Here is a 16,451-nt window from a genome sequence, read left to right on the forward strand (position 1 = left end):
TGTTGAACCAAAGGGGGAATACCGGTGACGGTGATCCTGGCGACCGCCTGTGCGGTGGTCTACGGCACGGCCGACTTCTTCGGCGGCCTGGCCACCCGCCGATCCCAGGTGCTGTCGGTCGTCATGCTGTCGCAGATCGCGGGCCTGCTCCTGATCCTCGCCCTGCTGCCGGTGCTGCCCGGCACGGCCGGCGCCGCCGCCCTGTCGTGGGGCCTGGCGGCGGGCCTGTCGGGCGCGGCCGGGCTGGTGCTGTTCTACCGGGCGCTGGCCACGGGGGTCATGTCGGTGGTCGCCCCGACGACCGCGGTGACCTCGGCGGCGCTGCCCGTGGTGTTCGGGCTGGCGACGGGCGAGCGGCCCGCGTTCTGGGCGCTGGTGGGCGTGGCGCTGGCGCTCTGCGCGGTGCTGCTGATCAGCCAGGACAGGTCCACCGACGGGCGGGGCTCCCTCGCCTCGGTGCTGACCGCGCTGGCGGCCGGGGCCGGGTTCGGCGGCTTCTTCATCCTGCTCGCCATGGCGCCGGACAATGCGGGGCTGTGGCCGCTGGTCGGCGCCAGAGTGTCGTCGATCACGACGGTGGCGCTGCTGGCCCTGGTCACGCGGCGCGCGCTCAAGCCCGGCCCGGGCTCCCTGCACATCATCGTGGCGGCGGGCGTGCTCGACATGGCGGCCAACGTGCTCTACCTGCTGGCCCAGCAGGACGGCCTGCTCAGCCTGGTCGCCGTGCTGGTGTCGCTGTACCCCGCGAGCACCCTGCTGCTGGCCAGACAGGTGCTCGGAGAGCGGCTGCGGGCCATCCAGGTGGCCGGTGTGGCCTGCGCGCTCGGGGCGGTGGCGTTGATAGCCGTTGCGCAGCACCTCTAGCGCTTGCTACGTTTCGCCCGTGCGCCCTGACCGGGCACGTTCCGACGGCGAGTCGCTGCGGCACATCGCGGTGCCGCACGACTCGGACGAGACCTTTGTGAGGCTCGCCACACCGCGCGTGCGCTCCGCCCTCGACGAGGGCAGGCACGTGCTGGTGATCACGTGCGCGGACAAGCTCGCCCTGCTGCACGAGGCCCTCGGCCGCGACGCCGGGCGCATCGACAGCCGGGTCTCGACCGGCTGGTACGGCCACCCGTACCGCACGCTGGCCGCCTATCACGAGTACACCCGCGACCGCCGCACCCTCGTCATCGGCGAGCCCGACTGGGAGGGCAGGAGCGAGCGCGACATCAGGGAGCTGATCCGCTACGAGTCGGTGGTCAACGCCGCGCTCCGCCCGGCGGCGGCGATCATGTTGTGCCTGTACGACGTGCGCCGCGCCCCCGAGAGAGCGCTCGACTTCGGCCCGGTCAGCCACCCGTTCCTGCTGGGCGCGGACGGCGAGGCGGCCAGCCCCCACTTCGTCGAGCCCCACGAGCTGGTCCTGAACGGCGACCGCGCGCCCCTGCCCGCGCCGCCCGACGGCGCCGAGAGCATCCCCTTTACCGCCCGCGAGCTGAAGCGGCTGCGCCAGAGCGTCGGCGACTACGCCAGAGCGGCCGGCATGGACCGCAACCTGATCACCTCGCTCGTGATCAGCGTGTCCGAGATCGCCGCGAACAGCATCGAGCACGGCGCCGGGCACGGCATGATCACGATGTGGGTGAGCGAGGGGGAGCTGGTCTGCGAGATCGCCGACCCGGGCGGCGCCCTGGACGACCCGTTACCCGGCTACATACCACCTGAGCCCGAATCCCCTCGGGGATACGGGCTCTGGATCAGCCGGCAGCTCTGCGATCTCGTGGAGCTGCGCAATGAAGGCGGCGTGTTACGCGTCCGCCTTCATCTCATGATGGGGTCGTAGGGGTCTGTCTTCACGCGGCGCGCTGGGCGGGGAGCCGTACGGCGCCTTCCTCGCGGGCGTACTCCTCGAGCATGCCGCGCAGCTGGCGGCGGCCCCGGTGGAGGCGGGACATCACGGTGCCGATGGGGGTGCCCATGCGGTCGGCGATCTCCTTGTACGCGAATCCCTCCACGTCGGCCAGGTAGACGGCCACGCGGAAATCCTCGGGCAGCGAACGCAGGGCGTTCATCACGACGCTGTCGGGCAGCCGGTCGAGTGCCTCGGTCTCGGCCGAGCGCAGGCCGGTCGAGCTGTGCGACTCGGCGGCGTGCAGCTGCCAGTCCTCGATGTCCTCGGCGGCCGACAACTTGGGCGAACGCTGCTTCTTGCGATAGTCGTTGATGAAGTTGTTGGTGAGGATCCGGTGCAGCCACGCCTTGAGGTTGGTGCCCTCCCGGAACTGGTGGTACGAGGTGTACGCCTTGGCCACCGTCTCCTGCACCAGGTCTTCCGCGTCAGCGGCGTTGCGGGTCAGGCGCATGGCGGAGGCGAACAGCTGCGACGTCACGGGCACGACATCGCGCTCGAACCAGTCCTGACGCTGCTCATCGGTCATAGTGATCAATTCATTCCCCCTTGCGCTATCCCCCGTTTCGGCACAAGCCGCCTGCGGGCGGTTTCCATCATGGCAAGTCCCAGGTAAGGGACGCGTTAGAGTCTCCGCCTTGGTCAGAGGGGGGTTTCGTCCATCTGCTCGCGGCGTGTGTGGTCACGTCCACGGCCGGACAAGTCTCAGTATCATAACACTACCCACCCAATTTTGCAGTAATAGTGGCAAGAGTCACATGGGATAGCGTATGGGCATGAGTTTTGTGGACCGTCACGACCTTGCTTCGCGCCACTGGGTGGCAGACGCCATACGCAAGGTCGAGGCCGATGCCAACCGTAGCTGCGACACACATCTGCACGTCTTTCCGCTGCCCTCGCACTGGGGTGTAAACCTCTACTTGAAAGACGAATCGGTACACCCGACGGGTTCACTCAAACATCGACTTGCTCGTTCCTTGTTCCTGTACGGGCTGGCGAACGGCTGGATCGGGCCCTCCACGACGATCGTCGAGGCGTCGAGCGGGTCCACGGCCGTGAGCGAGGCGTACTTCGCCCGGCTGCTGGGCCTGCCGTTCATCGCGGTCATGCCCGCGTCCACGTCGCCGGAGAAGTGTCACCTCATCGAGTTCTACGGCGGGAAGTGTCACCTGGTGACCGACCCCGGCGCGATCTATGAGGAATCTCACCGTCTGGCCGCCGAGACCGGCGGCCATTTCATGGACCAGTTCACCTACGCGGAGCGGGCCACCGACTGGCGCGGCAACAACAACATCGCCGAGTCCATCTATTCCCAGATGTCCATGGAGCCCCATCCGCAGCCCTCCTGGATCGTGGTGGGCGCCGGCACCGGCGGCACGTCGTCGACCATCGGCCGCTACATCCGCTACCGCCGCCACCCCACCCGCCTGGCCGTCGTCGACCCGGAGGGCTCGGCCTTCTACCCGAGCTGGGTCTCCGGCGACACCGCGGTCACCGCGCGGGGCTCCCGCATCGAGGGCATCGGCCGCCCGCGCGTGGAGCCCTCGTTCCAGCCGACGGTCATCGACCGCATGATCGCCGTCCCCGACGCCCGCTCGATCGCCGCCATGCACTGGACGCGCGAGGTCACCGGCCTTGACGTCGGCGGCTCCACGGGCACGAACATGGCGGCCTGCGTGGACCTCATCCAGGAGATGCGCTCGGCGGGCGAGCAGGGCAGCATCGTCACCCTGGTCTGCGACAGCGGCGACCGCTACCGGGGCACGTACGGCAACCCGCAGTGGCTCGCCGACCAGGGCCTCGACGTCGAACCCCACCTGGACGAGCTCCGCGCGTTCCTGCCGGACTGAGCGGGGCTCAGGCCTTGACCGGGTCCACCTCGAAGAGCTTGGCCACGTCGTCCAGGATGGCGTGCGCCCCCTGGATGCCGACCGCGCTCATCCAGGTCAGGTCGTTGACGTCGTGCTTGTCGCCCTTGAGCTTGCCCCAGAGCGGGTTGCCGACGAACTTCTCCTTGGGCCCCTCAGCCGACGGATCCGGATATGTCGAGACGAAGATGTGGTCGGCGTCCAGGTCGGTGATCCGCTCCTGGCTGACGTCCACCGCGATCGCATCGTCCTTGGTCGGCTGGCCCTCCGGGCGCGGGAACCCGACGTCCTTCATCACCAGGCCCGAATAGGACTTCTCCACATACAGCCGGACCGTCGGCTCGCCGGCGAACCTCACGACCGAGATCGTCGGCAGCTCGCCGTCCTTGGCCTTGATGGCCGCGCCGATCTTCGCCGCGCGCCCCTCGTACTCCTTGAGCCTGGTGTCGGCGAGTTGCTCCTTGCCCAGGGCCTGTCCCATGAGCCGGACGTTCTCCTTCCAGATGGCCCCGGTGGTCTCGCTGAAGACGGTCGGCGCGATCTTGGACAGCTTGTCGTACAGGGCCTCGTGCCGCACCTTGGCGGAGACGATCAGGTCGGGCTTGAGCGCGATGATCTTCTCCAGGCTCGGCTCCTCCAGCGTGCCGACCGGGGTCGCCTCCTTGCCGTACTGCGCGGCCACGGTCCCGAGATAGTCCGGCAGCGTGGAGTCGATCGAGCGGTACGTGGTGTAGCCCACCACCGGCGTCTCCAGCGTGAGCACCGCGTCGACGAAGCTCTGGTCGAGCGCCACCACCCGCTTCGGCTGGGCCGGGATCACGGTCTCGCCCATCGCGTGCTTGACGGTCCTGAACGGGGCACCGGAGGCGGGAGCCGCCGCGCTCCCCCCGGACGCGCCGGAAGAACCACAGGCCGCGAGCCCTGCCACAAGGAGAGCACCGGCCAGCATGCGCAACGGTCTCATAAGATCCCTTTCCCGAATCCCAAAGTAAGGTAAACCTAAATTAGGTTAGCCCTGCCTAAGCTGGCATACTTCACCGTGATCGGGCAAATGCTGAGGAGGACGTGGGTGAGTGCGACCGCTGTGGCCCCGCGCCTCCATGGCATCCGGCACAGGCGGCTCACCGTCCTCCTCGCCCTGCTGGCCGCCGTGCTGGTCACGATCGTGCTGAGCATCACGATCGGCTCCAAGTCCGTGCCGGTCGCCGACGCCTGGCACGCCCTCACGGCCCCCACCGGGACCGAGAACGACATCGTCATCCGCTCGCTACGCATCCCCAGGACCGCCCTCGGCGTCCTCGCCGGGATCGCGCTCGGCGTGGCGGGCGCGCTCATGCAGGGCCACACCCGCAACCCGCTCGCCGACCCGGGGCTGCTCGGCGTCACGCAGGGGGCGGCCTTCGCGATGGTGTCCTCGATCATCCTGCTCGGCGCCTCCAGCCTGCTCGCCTACATCTGGTTCGGCCTGGCGGGCGCCCTGGTCGCCAGCGTCGGGGTGTTCGCGCTGGGCATGGTGGGCGGCAGGGGCGGTCCGACCCCGGTCACGCTGGCGCTGGCGGGCACCGCCGTGAGCGCCCTGCTGTACGCGCTGACCTCGGCCATCGTGCTGCTGGACGAGCAGGCGATGGACGTCTTCCGCTTCTGGCAGGCCGGCTCGATCGCCGCCAGGGGCTCGGACGTGGTCTGGCAGGTGCTGCCGTTCATCCTCGTGGGCCTGGTGCTCGCGATGGTCAACGCGCCGGGCCTGAACGCGCTCTCCCTCGGCGAGGACGTCGCCAGGAGCCTCGGCCAGAACATCTCCATGACCCGCGCCGTCGGCGTCGCCGCGGTCACCCTGCTGTCGGGCGCGGCCGTCGCGGCCTGCGGCTCGCTGGCCTTCGTGGGCCTGATCGTGCCCCACCTCGCCCGCCCGATGTCGGGCACCGACCACCGGTGGCTGCTGCCGTTCTCGGGGCTGATCGGCGCGGCGCTGCTGCTGCTGGCCGACGTGATCGGCCGGGTGGTGGCCCCGCCGGGAGAGCTGGAGGTGGGCGTGGTGCTCGCGCTGCTCGGCGCGCCGTTCTTCGTCGCGCTCGTCAGGCGCAGGAAGCCAGTGCGACTGTGATGACCGCTCTCTCCCTGCGCGTCGGCGCCGTGTCCTGGCGGGTACGGCTGCGCGGCGTCGCCGTCTCCCTGATCGGCCTGGCCCTGATCGTCCTGCTCATGGCCATGAACATGCGCATCGGCGAGATCCGGATGACGCTGCCGGAAGTGATCTCCGGCACGTTCGACGTCAACAGCGCCGCCCACTTCGTCATCATGGAGCTGCGCCTGCCGCGCGCCCTCACCGGCGCCCTCGTCGGTGCGGCGCTCGCGCTGTCCGGCGCGATCATCCAGTCCATCGCGCGCAACCCGCTGGCCAGCCCCGAGATCCTCGGCGTCACCACCGGGGCCTCGGTCACGGTCGTGGCCGGCGTCGTGGCCAGCGGCAGCGCGTACGGCGGCACCAGCGGCCTGCTGGCCACCGTCGGCATCCCCGCGCTGGCCCTGCTCGGCGGCCTGATCGGCGCGGCCGTCGTGTACGGGCTGGCCTGGCGGCGCGGCCTGGACGGCTACCGGCTGGTCCTGGTCGGCATCGGCGTGGCCGCCGTGTTCACGAACATCAAGTTCTGGCTCCTGACCGTCGGCGACGTCAACGACACCGGCCGCGCCATGGTCTGGATCAGCGGCTCGCTCAACGGCCGCGGCTGGGAGCACGTGCTGCCCACCGCGCTGGCCCTGGCCGTACTGGTGCCGCTGACCCTGCTCGGCACCCGTTCCCTCGACGCCCTGCGCTTCGGCGACGACACGGTGACCGCGCTCGGCGTCCGCACCAACCTGGCCCGCGCCCTGATGATCCTGGCGGCCGTGCTGCTGGCCGCCGTGGCCACCGCCTCCGCCGGCCCGATCGCGTTCGTGGCCCTGGCCTCGCCGCAGATCGCGCTCAGGCTCACCCGCTCCGCCCGGCCGCCGCTGCTCTGCTCGGCGGTCGTGGGCGCCGTGCTCACCACCGCCGCCGACCTGATCGCCAGGACCGCGTTCTCCCCGCTGGAGCTGCCGGTCGGCATCGTGACGGCCGTGCTGGGCGCCCCTTACCTGATCCACCTGATCTGGAGGTCACGCAAATGAGGCTGCAGGCCGCCGGCGTCAAGCTCGGGTACGGCGAACGCCTGGTGGTCGACGGGCTCGACCTCGGCATCGAGGCGGGCACGGTGACCACCATCATCGGTCCGAACGGCTGCGGCAAGTCCACGCTGCTGCGCGCGCTCGGCCGCCTGCTCAAGCCGCAGGGCGGCGAGGTGCTGCTGGACGGCAAGCGCATCGACAAGATCCCCACCCGCGAGGTGGCCAAGATCCTCGGCGTGCTCCCCCAGGCGCCCAGCGCCCCCGAAGGGCTGACCGTGGCCGACCTGGTGGCCAGGGGCAGGCACCCGCACCAGACGTGGTACCGGCAGTGGTCCTCGGACGACGAGGGCGCCGTCGCCGCCGCCCTGGACATGACGGGCCTGGCCGACCTGGCGGAACGGCCGCTGGACGAGCTGTCGGGCGGGCAGCGGCAGCGGGCCTGGATCTCCATGGCCCTGGCCCAGGGCACGGACCTGCTGCTGCTCGACGAGCCGACCACGTTCCTGGACCTGGCGCACCAGGTGGAGGTGCTGGAGCTCGTCCGGCACCTGCACCAGGAGGCGGGCCGCACGGTCGTCATGGTCCTGCACGACCTCAACCTGGCCGCCCGCTACGCCGACCGGCTGGTGGCCATGCGCGCCGGGCGGGTGGTCGCCGCGGGCACCCCGCACGAGGTGCTGACCGAGGACCTGCTGGGCGAGGTGTTCGAGCTGGACGCCAAGGTCATCGAGGATCCGGTGGCGGGGACGCCTCTCGTGGTTCCGATCCGGCCGCGTTCGCACCCCGTGGACCCGCGAGCCTGACCCACCGCGGCGATCACCCTTCGGCCAGCGCCCGCCTGACCTCCTCGTCGCCGGGAGCCAGCTCCGCGGCTCTGAGCAGGTCGTCCCTGGCCTTGTCCGCCAGCCCCGCGGCCCGGTGGACCACGGCCCTGTTGAACAGCAGCTCGGCCGTCTCCGCCAGCTTGAGCGCGTGGGTCAGGTCGGCCAGCGCCGCCTCGTGCTCACCGCTCTCGAAGGCCAGCTCGGCCCGGCCCGCCCAGGCCGCCACCAGGTCGGGGTCGGCCTCCAGCGCCCCGTCGAACGCGGTCCGCGCCTCCGGACGCCTGCCCTCGGCCAGCTCCACCTGCCCGAGCACGCACAGCAGGTGGGGGTCGCGGGGCGTCAGCCCCAGCCCGCGCACCACGTCCTCCCTGGCCCTCGCGTGGTCTCCCATGGCCACGCCGATCCCGCTGCGGTTCACGTACGCGGGCGCGAACTCGGGGTCGAGCTCCAACGTATGGTCCAGGTCGGCGCGGGCCCCGTCGAGGTCGCCCGCCGCGAACCGGATCTCGGCGCGGTTGTAGTACGCCTCTGGGAAGGGCGGGCTGAGCCGCATGACCGCCTCGTAGTCGGCCAGCGCCTCCTCCGACCGGCCGAGCCGGTGCAGCAGGTTGCCGCGTTCGAGGTAGTAGTCGGGATAGCCGGGATCGGCCTCCACGGCCCGCCTGTAGTCGGCCAGCGCCTCCTCCGTCCGGCCTGCCATGGCCAGCAGCTGCGCCCTGTTGGCGTGGAGCACGAGCCGGTGGATCGGGTGCTCGCCGGCCAGCTCCGCCTCCGCCAGGTCGACGGCCTGCTGCACGAGCTCCATGGCCGCCTCGTGACGGCCCCTGCGCACCTCGACCAGGGCCTTGCCGTTGAGGTCGAACCCGAGGTGGAAGGCCCGCTCGCGGCGGTCCGGCAGCAGCGACGTGATCGTGATCGCCTCGTTGATCCAGGCCAGGGCCTGCTCGGGGTCGCGCCGGGCGGGGTCGTGGTGGCGTACGAGGATCATGGCGGTGGCGTACGCGACGGTGGCGCGGTGCTTGGGGTCGGTGCTCACCCGCCTGGCCCGGTCGTAGAGCTCGCGGGCCTCGTCCTCGCGCTCGATGGCCTCCAGGGCGCTGGCGACGCGCTGCAGGAGGTGCTGCCAGCCCTCCGGGTCGTCCTCGTACGCCATCCCGCGCAGCACGGCCAGCCCCGACTCGGCCATGGCGTGGTGGAAGCCCTCGTCGCGGTAACGGTCGAAGTCCGCGCACAGCGGTCCGGTGCCCGGGGCCGACGGGCCCTCGTCGATGCGCAGCAGCTCCGGGTCGAGCCTGCGCCGCAGCACGGCCACCAGCTCGGTGTCGGTGTGGTCAGCTGTGCCCAGGTTCGTCACGGTGAGCGCGAGCGGGCCCGTGTCGCGCAGGTGGTCGCGGACGAACTCGGCCAGCCCGTTCGCGATCCTGAGGCTGCGCCGGGCGCCGGGCACGAGGATGCGCTGCCCCCTGGGCAGGCGGCCGGCCAGCGAGGTCCTGCGCTCGGGGACGGTCTCGCGTAATCGCGGCGCGGCGGCGCGGATCTCGATGTCGTGCGCGGCGACCAGTTCGGGCCGGCGCTCCAGCGCCCGGGGGACGAGGTGGCCGAGGAGCCCGGCCGCGAAAGTGTAGGGGCCGCCGATCCGGCGGTCGGCGTCAAGGAAGATCGTGTCCACGAAAGGCCTTTCCGTGCTGGCCGGCGCCCCACGAGACGCCGGCCGGGCGGCTCAGGCGCTGTGCCTCGGCGCGGCCGCGGCGGTCGGCTTCACGGTTCCTGGCCGATGAACGACGATCTTCTTCATGGCGCCCCTTTGCGCGGAACGAGCGATCATTGATGACCGCTACATGTCAGCACAAGGAAAAGCCTTCGAACAATTGTTTATCTGGTAATGGCTATTCCTTGGACAATTACCGCGCGCCCGGAATCGCGTCAGTCTCCCAGGATGGCGTCCACGAACACCTCGGGATCGAACGGCGCCAGATCGTCGGGCCCCTCGCCCAGCCCCGCGAGCTTGACCGGCACGCCCAGCTCCCGCTGCACGGAGATCACGATGCCGCCCTTGGCCGTGCCGTCGAGCTTGGTCAGCGCGATGCCTGTGATGTTGACCACCTCGGCGAACACCTGGGCCTGGCGCATGCCGTTCTGGCCCGTGGTGGCGTCGAGGACGAGGAGCACCTCGTCGACCGTGGCCTTCTTCTCGATGACCCGCTTGACCTTGCCCAGCTCGTCCATGAGGCCGGTCTTGGTGTGGAGGCGGCCCGCGGTGTCGACGATGACCACGTCGACCTTCTCCTCGATCCCCCTGGCGACGGCGTCGAACGCCACGGAGGCCGGGTCGCCGCCCTCCGGGCCGCGCACCACGTCGGCGCCCACCCGCTCGCCCCAGGTCTGGAGCTGGTCGGCGGCGGCCGCGCGGAACGTGTCGGCCGCGCCGAGCACGACCTTCTTCCCGTCGCCGACTAGCGAGCGGGCGAGCTTGCCGGTGGTGGTGGTCTTGCCGGTGCCGTTGACGCCCACGACGAGGGCCACCGCGGGCCGCTCGCCGTGCTTCTGGATGTGGAGCGTGCGGTCGAGGTCGGGGTTGATCTGGGCCAGCAGCTCCTCGCGCAGCAGACCGCGCAGCTCCTCGGGGGTGCGGCTGCCCAGCACCTTGACCTTGGTGCGCAGGTCGTCGACGATCACGCGGGTCGGCGCGACGCCGACGTCGGCGGTGATCAGCTTCTCCTCGACCTCGTCCCAGACGTCGTCGTCGAGGCGGTCGCGGGAGAGCAGCTCCAGCAGGCCGCGCCCGAGGGCGCTCTGCGAGCGCGCCAGCCGCGAGCGCAGCCGCACCATCCGGCCCGCGGACGGCGGCGGCACCTCGATCTCAGGCACGACGACGGCCGGCTCGGCGGGCTTGACCGGCGGCGGCAGCGTGGTGGTCGCGCCCTCGCCCTCCTCGCCCGCCACTCCCGCGGGCCGCTCCTCCTGCTCGGGGAGCACGGGGGTCTCCGGCGGTTTGACCGGCGGGGCCGCCTTGCGGCCCGGCTTGAAGTACAGCAGAAGGCCGCCGGCCGCCAGCAGGGCGACGACGGCCACGATCACTATGACGCCGAGGTAACCATCCACAAGATGTCAGTTTTCCAGATCGACCGGCATGGTCATGCCCAAGGCACCACCGATCAGGCCCAACTCACGCCCTCAGACCGGCTGTCCGGCGCGCCGCCACGTGGTGGGCAGCCTCGCCCCGCCGTGCTGTCAGGCCGGCTCGCGTTCGCGCAGCCGCTGGCTGACGACCTGCGTCACGCCGTCCCCGCGCATCGAGACGCCGTAGAGCGCGTCGGCGATCTCCATCGTGCGCTTGTTGTGGGTGATGACGATCAGCTGCGAGCTCTGCCGCAGCTCCTCGAACAGCGTCAGCAGCCGCTGCGTGTTCGTGTCGTCGAGCGCCGCCTCGACCTCGTCCATCACGTAGAACGGCGAGGGCCGCGCCTTGAAGATGGAGATCAGGAACGCCACGGCGGTCAGCGACCGCTCCCCGCCCGACAGCAGCGACAGCCGCTTGACCTTCTTGCCCGGCGGCCTGGCCTCGACCTCGATGCCGGTGGTCAGCATGTCGGCCGGCTCGGTCAGCACCAGCCGTCCCTCGCCGCCCGGGAACACCCTGGTGAAGATCTGCTCGAACTCCCGGGCCACGTCCTCGTACGCCGAGGCGAACATCTGCTCGACCCGGTCGTCGACCTCCTTGACCACGGTCAGCAGGTCGCGCCTGGTCTTCTTGAGGTCCTCCAGCTGCGAGGTGAGGAAGGCGTGCCGCTCCTCCAGCGCCGCGAACTCCTCCAGGGCGAGGGGGTTGACCTTGCCGAGCTGGTTCATCTGCCGCTCGGCGGCCCTGGCCCGCTTCTCCTGCTCCTCCCGCACGTACGGCACGGGCGGGTCGCCCGGGACCGGGACCTCGGGCCCGTACTCGGAGATCAGGGCCTCCATCTCGACCCCGAACTCCTCCAGCGCCCGCTGCTCCATCTGCTCCAGCCGCAGCCGCTGCTCGGTGCGGGCGACCTCGCTGCCGTGCACGCGGTTGACCAGCTTGTCCAGCTCCTGGCCGAGCTCGCGGACGCGCAGGCGTACCTGCTTGAGCTCGGCGTCGACGGCGACCCGGGCGAGGTCGGCCTCGTCGCGCTCCCTCGACGCGAGCCGGACGGAGGACTCGAGCGCACCGAGCACCTGCTTGGCGCCCTTGCTGACGGCCTCGGCCACGGCGGCCTGCTGCCGGCGCCGGGCGCGCTGGGCGGCGGCCTGGGCGCGGTCCTGGCGCTCGCGCTGGGCGGCCCGGACCAGCCCGTCGGCGCGGCCCTCGATGCCCTTGACCCGCTCCTCGGCCGTGCGGACCTGGAGCCGGGTGTCCATCTCGCGCTGCCTGGCGGCCTCGCAGGCGCCGGCCAGATCGTCGCGGAGGTCGGTGGTGGGCTCGGACTCCAGCTCCTGCGCGTATTCGGCCTCGGCCAGGCGGATCTCCAGCTCGGCCAGCTCCTCCAGCCCTTCGGCGCGGGCCTCCTCCGCCTTGGTGACGCTCACGGCCAGGCGCTCGGCCTCGTCGTGGGCGGCGTTGGCGGCGGCCTCCAGCTGGGCCAGGCGCTTGGCGGCGGCGGCGTTGCGCTGGTCGGCCTCCCGCTGACGGCCCCTGACCTGGTCGAGGGCCCCCTGGGCGGCGCTGACGCCCGCCTGGGCGGTGGTGACGGCGGTCTGGGCCTCGTTGACCTTCGCCTGGGCGGCCTCCAGCGCCGTCTGGGCCGTCTGCTCCTGCTCGACCGCCTGGTCGAGGGCGACGGCCGTCTCCTCCGCCCGGCTCTCGGCCTCCTCCAGGTCCCTGACGGCCTCGTCGAACGCGGCCCGCACCTGCAGCACGGAGGTGCCGCCCTCGGAGCCGCCGCCGGCCAGGTGGACGCTCAGCAGGTCGCCCGCCTTCGTGACCGCCCTGAGCCCGGGGTGGGCCTCGACGACCGCACGGGCGGCTTCGAGGTCCGCCACCACCACGACGTCCGCGAGGACGTGGTCGAGGGCGGCCCGCAGGTGGTCGGGGACCGCGACGAGGTCGGCGGCCCACTGACCGCCCTCTGGAGCCGCCGTACGGGCGCGCCGGGCTCTGTCGTCCTCGGCTCCGACCAGGAGGGTCGCCTGGCCCGTGCCCTGGGCGCGCAGCAGCTCAAGGGCCTCGACGGCCGTGTCGAGGGTCTTGACCGCGATGGCCTCGGCGACCGGGCCCAGCACGGCCGCCACCGCCGGCTCGGCGCCGGGCGTGACCTGCATCGAGGCGGCCAGCGGCCCCAGCACCCCGGCCAGATCCGCGTCCAGCAGGGCCGCGCCGCCGTCGCCCTTGGCGAGCCCCAGCTCCAGGGCGTCCCGGCGGGCGATGAGCGCGGCCACGGACCGCTGGGCCTCCTGGTCGGCGGCGCGCGCGCTGGTCATCCCGGACTTGGCGGCCTGCAGGGCGGCGCGCGGCGCGTCGAGGCCCGACTTGGCCTCCTCGGCCGCCGCCCGCGCCTCGTCGGCGACCGCCCTGGCCTCCTCCACCAGCGCCTGCGCCGTGGCCAGCTCCTCGGCGAGCGCGGGATCGACCGCGGGCTCCTCCAGCCGCTGCGCCTCCAGGTCCTCCCTGGCCCGCCGCTCGCGCCCGGCCGCGTCGGCCACGGACTGCTGGAGCCGCCCGATCTCGTCCTCGGCGGCCCGCGTCCGGCTCCGTACGGAATCGACCTGGCCGCGCAGCCTGGCCAGCCCTTCGCGGCGGTCGGCGGCGGCCCGGGCGGCCAGGGCGAGGCGGTGCTCCTCGGCGCTCAGCCCGGCCTCGGCCTCGGCCCGCCGCTGGACGGCCTCCTCCAGCAGCTCCTGCGCCTGCTCCAGCTCGGCCCTGAGGATCAGCTCCCGCTCGCGCACCTCGGCCGCCTCGCGCTCGAGGTCCTCGGGGTCGCGGCCGCGGCGCTCGATGGCGGCGGCGTCGAGCGCGTGCCGGTGGCGCTCGGCGGCGAGCTGCGCCAGGCCGGTGATGCGCTCGCGCAGCGACGAGAGCCGGAAATACGTCTCCTGCGCGGCGCTCAGCCGCGGCTGCGTCTCGGCCTCGGCCGCCTCCAGGGCCGCCTCGCGCTGCTGGCCCTCGGCCAGCTCGGTCTCGACCTGGTTGCGCCTGGCCGTGATGGCGGCCTCGTCGGCGGCCTCGCGCTCCAGCGTCGTACGCAGGATGCACACGTCGTCGGCCAGCAGCCGCAGCCGGGCGTCACGCAGGTCGGCCTGGATGACGGCGGCCTTGCGGGCGATCTCCGCCTGCCGGCCCAGCGGCTTGAGCTGGCGGCGCAGCTCGGTGGTGAGGTCTTGCACGCGGGTCAGGTTGGCCTGCATGGAGTCGAGCTTGCGCAGCGCCTTTTCCTTGCGCTTGCGGTGCTTGAGCACGCCGGCGGCCTCTTCGATGAACGCCCGCCGGTCCTCGGGGCCCGCGTGCAGGACGGCGTCGAGCTGGCCCTGGCCGACGATCACGTGCATCTCGCGGCCGATGCCGGAGTCGGACAGCAGCTCCTGGATGTCGAGCAGGCGGCAGGTGTCGCCGTTGATCGCGTATTCGCTCTGCCCCGACCTGAACATCAGCCGGCTGATCGTGACCTCGGTGTAGTCGATCGGCAGCGCGCCGTCGGAGTTGTCGATGGTCAGCGTCACCTCGGCGCGCCCGAGCGGCGGCCTGGAGGAGGTGCCGGCGAAGATGACATCCTCCATCTTGCCGCCGCGCAGCGACTTGGCGCTGTGCTCGCCCATGACCCAGGCGAGGGCGTCGACGACGTTGGACTTGCCGGAGCCGTTGGGGCCGACGACGCAGGTGATGCCCGGCTCGAGACGCAGGGCGGTCGCCGAGGCGAAAGACTTGAAGCCGCGCAGGGTGAGGGTCTTCAAATACAAGCGCGGCCCCCTTCTGCCTGATGCGGACTCCGGAAAGCCTACTGGTCCTCACTGCCCCACGCGGGCCGGTACCGTCCGGGCAGGCCCGGCCTGGGCAAAGGAAGCTTTCCGAATCTGCGCAAATAACAAGGGACGCCTCTCCGAGACGTCCCTGGGGTCTTGCGCTCCGATCACTCTCAGGTGAGTGCCGGCTCGCGCTCTTGCATGCGGCTTAGCGCCTCATCGCGGGTTTGCGCCGCAAGAGCGTCATTGGTGGCCTGAAGTCGGATGAGTTCTGCCTCCAGATCCCGGATACGCTGCTGCAGGCGGCGCATCTCCGAGACCATTCGAGGGTCAGGACCGCCGACGTGGCCGAGTAGAGCCTTCGCCATGGTAAAGGGTCCTCCACGCTGAGTGACCAGACTGGTTCGCGCACTTCTATTCCGCGGGAGGGGTGCGCGTGGTACCTAACAAGAGTCGCACCGGCAGTGTGGGCGGTCAAGTCGAACGAACCGCTGAGCCCTACTGATGGGCACTCCCGACATACAACTATACCCTATTTGGGCGGTTTAACGGAAGTCGCTACCGCTCCACAAACCCGCCCAAACTACCTCGGGGTTCACTCCAACGTTCCACTACTCCATCGACCCTGCCCGGCGTGTCGCAACCTCTGAGCAGCGCCAGCAGCTTGACGCACGCCTCGCGCGGGCCCTCCGCGACCACCTCCACCCGTCCGTCCTCGGTGTTGCGTGCCCACCCCACGAGCCCCAGCTCCAGTGCGCGCGCCCGGGTCCACCAGCGGAACCCCACACCTTGGACCCTGCCCCGTACCCAGGCGGTCAGCCGTGAGTTGTCATTGTTTTCCTGCATTTCATCTCCCGTCAGGCCACAAGGGGCTCCACCCGGTGTGCGTGCCCGGCGGCCGCCTCCTCGAACGCCAGCACGGCCGCGGTCTCGGCCGCCTTCACCCAGGCCAGGCCCATGATCGACGGGCTCAGCCCGGCGACGGGGACGAAGCTCACGTCGGGCCGCCGGTGGTGGGCCGCCGTCGGCGTGCAGAACAGCATGCCACCCCGGTCGAGCGCCACCTGGGTCAGGCCCTCCTGGCTGGTGGCGACGGTGCCGGCCCGGGGAATCGGGCGTCCGGAAGGGGTTACGGACGGTGCGATCAACTCGCGGTAGACACGCGGGGCGGGGCCGTCCAGGCCGATCAGGGGCACGTCCGCCAGCTCCTCCGCGGCGATGCCGGTGCGGGCGGCCAGCGGATGGCGGGTGGAGACGCCCAGCTGGTAGGAGACCTCGTTCAACCCTTCGCCGGTCGCCAGGTCCGGCTCGTTCACCGGCAGCAGCGTGAACGTGAGATCCACCTGCCCGGCCCGCAGCTTGCCGAAGGGGTCCGAGAGCGGGATCTCGACCAGCTCCACCGCGCACTCCGGATACCGGCGCTCGAAGGCCCGCACGCTGCCGGTGACGACCTCCGTGGGCGTGGCCAGGAAGCCGACTCTGAGCTCACCTGTCACCTCGCGGGCGGCCGCCTTGGCCCGGTGCACCGCGTTGGCCAGGCCCTCGTAGGAGGGGCGCAGGTCGGCCAGGAAGCGCTCGCCCAGGGGCGTGAGGCGCACCCTGCGGCTGGTGCGCTCGAAGAGCCTGCCGCCGATCCTGGTCTCCAGCGAGCGCATGAGCTGGCTCACCCTGCCGGGCGACAGGTAGAGGCGCTCGGCCGTACGCGCGAAGTGCAGCTCCTCGCTGAGCACCACGAAGCACTCCAGCTCCCTGAACTCCATGCTCATCCCCTCGGATCGCTTAGCCTGCCTAAACCAAGCCTTCGGA

Annotated in this window: 14 protein-coding genes; 6 read left to right on the forward strand and 8 right to left on the reverse strand. The window is 71.4% G+C overall.

The genetic code is table 11. From position 1 onward, the window contains the following. The first annotated feature begins 24 nt into the window (after window positions 1-24). Complete coding sequence (locus ACFKCF_RS25530; protein ID WP_394497346.1) at window positions 25-864, forward strand: EamA family transporter; 840 nt, start codon at window positions 25-27, stop codon at window positions 862-864. Window positions 865-883: 19 nt separating this feature from the next. Then, entirely contained in the window at window positions 884-1,828 is a 945-nt protein-coding gene (locus ACFKCF_RS25535; RefSeq protein WP_394497347.1) for an anti-sigma factor RsbA family regulatory protein, read from the forward strand. Window positions 1,829-1,838: 10 nt separating this feature from the next. Here the strand turns inward: ACFKCF_RS25535 and ACFKCF_RS25540 are convergent, their stop codons facing one another. After that, the gene (locus ACFKCF_RS25540) at window positions 1,839-2,423 is read right to left on the reverse strand and encodes a sigma-70 family RNA polymerase sigma factor (protein WP_185068057.1); all 585 of its coding nucleotides are present in this window, start codon (window positions 2,421-2,423) and stop codon (window positions 1,839-1,841) included. Window positions 2,424-2,670: 247 nt separating this feature from the next. Between ACFKCF_RS25540 and ACFKCF_RS25545 the strand changes: the two genes are divergently transcribed. Next, complete coding sequence (locus tag ACFKCF_RS25545; RefSeq protein ID WP_394497349.1) at window positions 2,671-3,744, forward strand: PLP-dependent cysteine synthase family protein; 1,074 nt, start codon at window positions 2,671-2,673, stop codon at window positions 3,742-3,744. Between the two features lie 7 nt (window positions 3,745-3,751). Here the strand turns inward: ACFKCF_RS25545 and ACFKCF_RS25550 are convergent, their stop codons facing one another. Continuing rightward, complete coding sequence (locus tag ACFKCF_RS25550) at window positions 3,752-4,594, reverse strand: ABC transporter substrate-binding protein (RefSeq protein ID WP_394497351.1); 843 nt, start codon at window positions 4,592-4,594, stop codon at window positions 3,752-3,754. Window positions 4,595-4,831: 237 nt separating this feature from the next. Between ACFKCF_RS25550 and ACFKCF_RS25555 the strand changes: the two genes are divergently transcribed. Genes ACFKCF_RS25555 through ACFKCF_RS25565 form a run of 3 tightly spaced genes read left to right on the forward strand, consistent with a single transcriptional unit; the run spans window position 4,832 to window position 7,709 of the window. Beyond that, the gene (locus ACFKCF_RS25555; RefSeq protein ID WP_394497353.1) at window positions 4,832-5,866 is read left to right on the forward strand and encodes a FecCD family ABC transporter permease; all 1,035 of its coding nucleotides are present in this window, start codon (window positions 4,832-4,834) and stop codon (window positions 5,864-5,866) included. Then, complete coding sequence (locus ACFKCF_RS25560) at window positions 5,866-6,909, forward strand: FecCD family ABC transporter permease (RefSeq protein WP_394497354.1); 1,044 nt, start codon at window positions 5,866-5,868, stop codon at window positions 6,907-6,909. The genes ACFKCF_RS25555 and ACFKCF_RS25560 overlap by 1 nt, the downstream gene beginning before the upstream one ends. Then, the gene (locus ACFKCF_RS25565; protein WP_394497355.1) at window positions 6,906-7,709 is read left to right on the forward strand and encodes an ABC transporter ATP-binding protein; all 804 of its coding nucleotides are present in this window, start codon (window positions 6,906-6,908) and stop codon (window positions 7,707-7,709) included. The genes ACFKCF_RS25560 and ACFKCF_RS25565 overlap by 4 nt, the downstream gene beginning before the upstream one ends. Before the next feature lie 13 nt (window positions 7,710-7,722). Here the strand turns inward: ACFKCF_RS25565 and ACFKCF_RS25570 are convergent, their stop codons facing one another. The 6 genes from ACFKCF_RS25570 to ACFKCF_RS25595 form a co-directional block, all read right to left on the reverse strand. After that, entirely contained in the window at window positions 7,723-9,399 is a 1,677-nt protein-coding gene (locus ACFKCF_RS25570) for a tetratricopeptide repeat protein (RefSeq protein ID WP_394497356.1), read from the reverse strand. A 254-nt stretch (window positions 9,400-9,653) separates the two neighbouring features. Next, the gene (gene ftsY / locus ACFKCF_RS25575; RefSeq protein ID WP_394497358.1) at window positions 9,654-10,832 is read right to left on the reverse strand and encodes a signal recognition particle-docking protein FtsY; all 1,179 of its coding nucleotides are present in this window, start codon (window positions 10,830-10,832) and stop codon (window positions 9,654-9,656) included. Window positions 10,833-10,961: 129 nt separating this feature from the next. Next, window positions 10,962-14,642: a chromosome segregation protein SMC gene (smc, locus tag ACFKCF_RS25580; RefSeq protein WP_394497360.1), complete on the reverse strand. Its 3,681-nt coding sequence runs from the start codon at window positions 14,640-14,642 to the stop codon at window positions 10,962-10,964. A gap of 176 nt (window positions 14,643-14,818) precedes the next feature. Next, window positions 14,819-15,013 carry a hypothetical protein gene (locus ACFKCF_RS25585; RefSeq protein ID WP_090938435.1) on the reverse strand — a complete coding sequence of 65 codons (195 nt, stop codon included), beginning with the start codon at window positions 15,011-15,013 and terminating at the stop codon, window positions 14,819-14,821. Between the two features lie 190 nt (window positions 15,014-15,203). Continuing rightward, on the reverse strand, window positions 15,204-15,491 hold the full coding sequence (locus tag ACFKCF_RS25590) for an acylphosphatase (RefSeq protein WP_192787578.1): 288 nt from the start codon (window positions 15,489-15,491) through the stop codon (window positions 15,204-15,206). Between the two features lie 11 nt (window positions 15,492-15,502). After that, on the reverse strand, window positions 15,503-16,405 hold the full coding sequence (locus tag ACFKCF_RS25595; protein WP_394497362.1) for a LysR family transcriptional regulator: 903 nt from the start codon (window positions 16,403-16,405) through the stop codon (window positions 15,503-15,505). Window positions 16,406-16,451 lie beyond the last annotated feature (46 nt).

It is taken from the genome of Nonomuraea sp. JJY05 (genome assembly GCF_043496855.1).
GTDB lineage: Bacteria > Actinomycetota > Actinomycetes > Streptosporangiales > Streptosporangiaceae > Nonomuraea.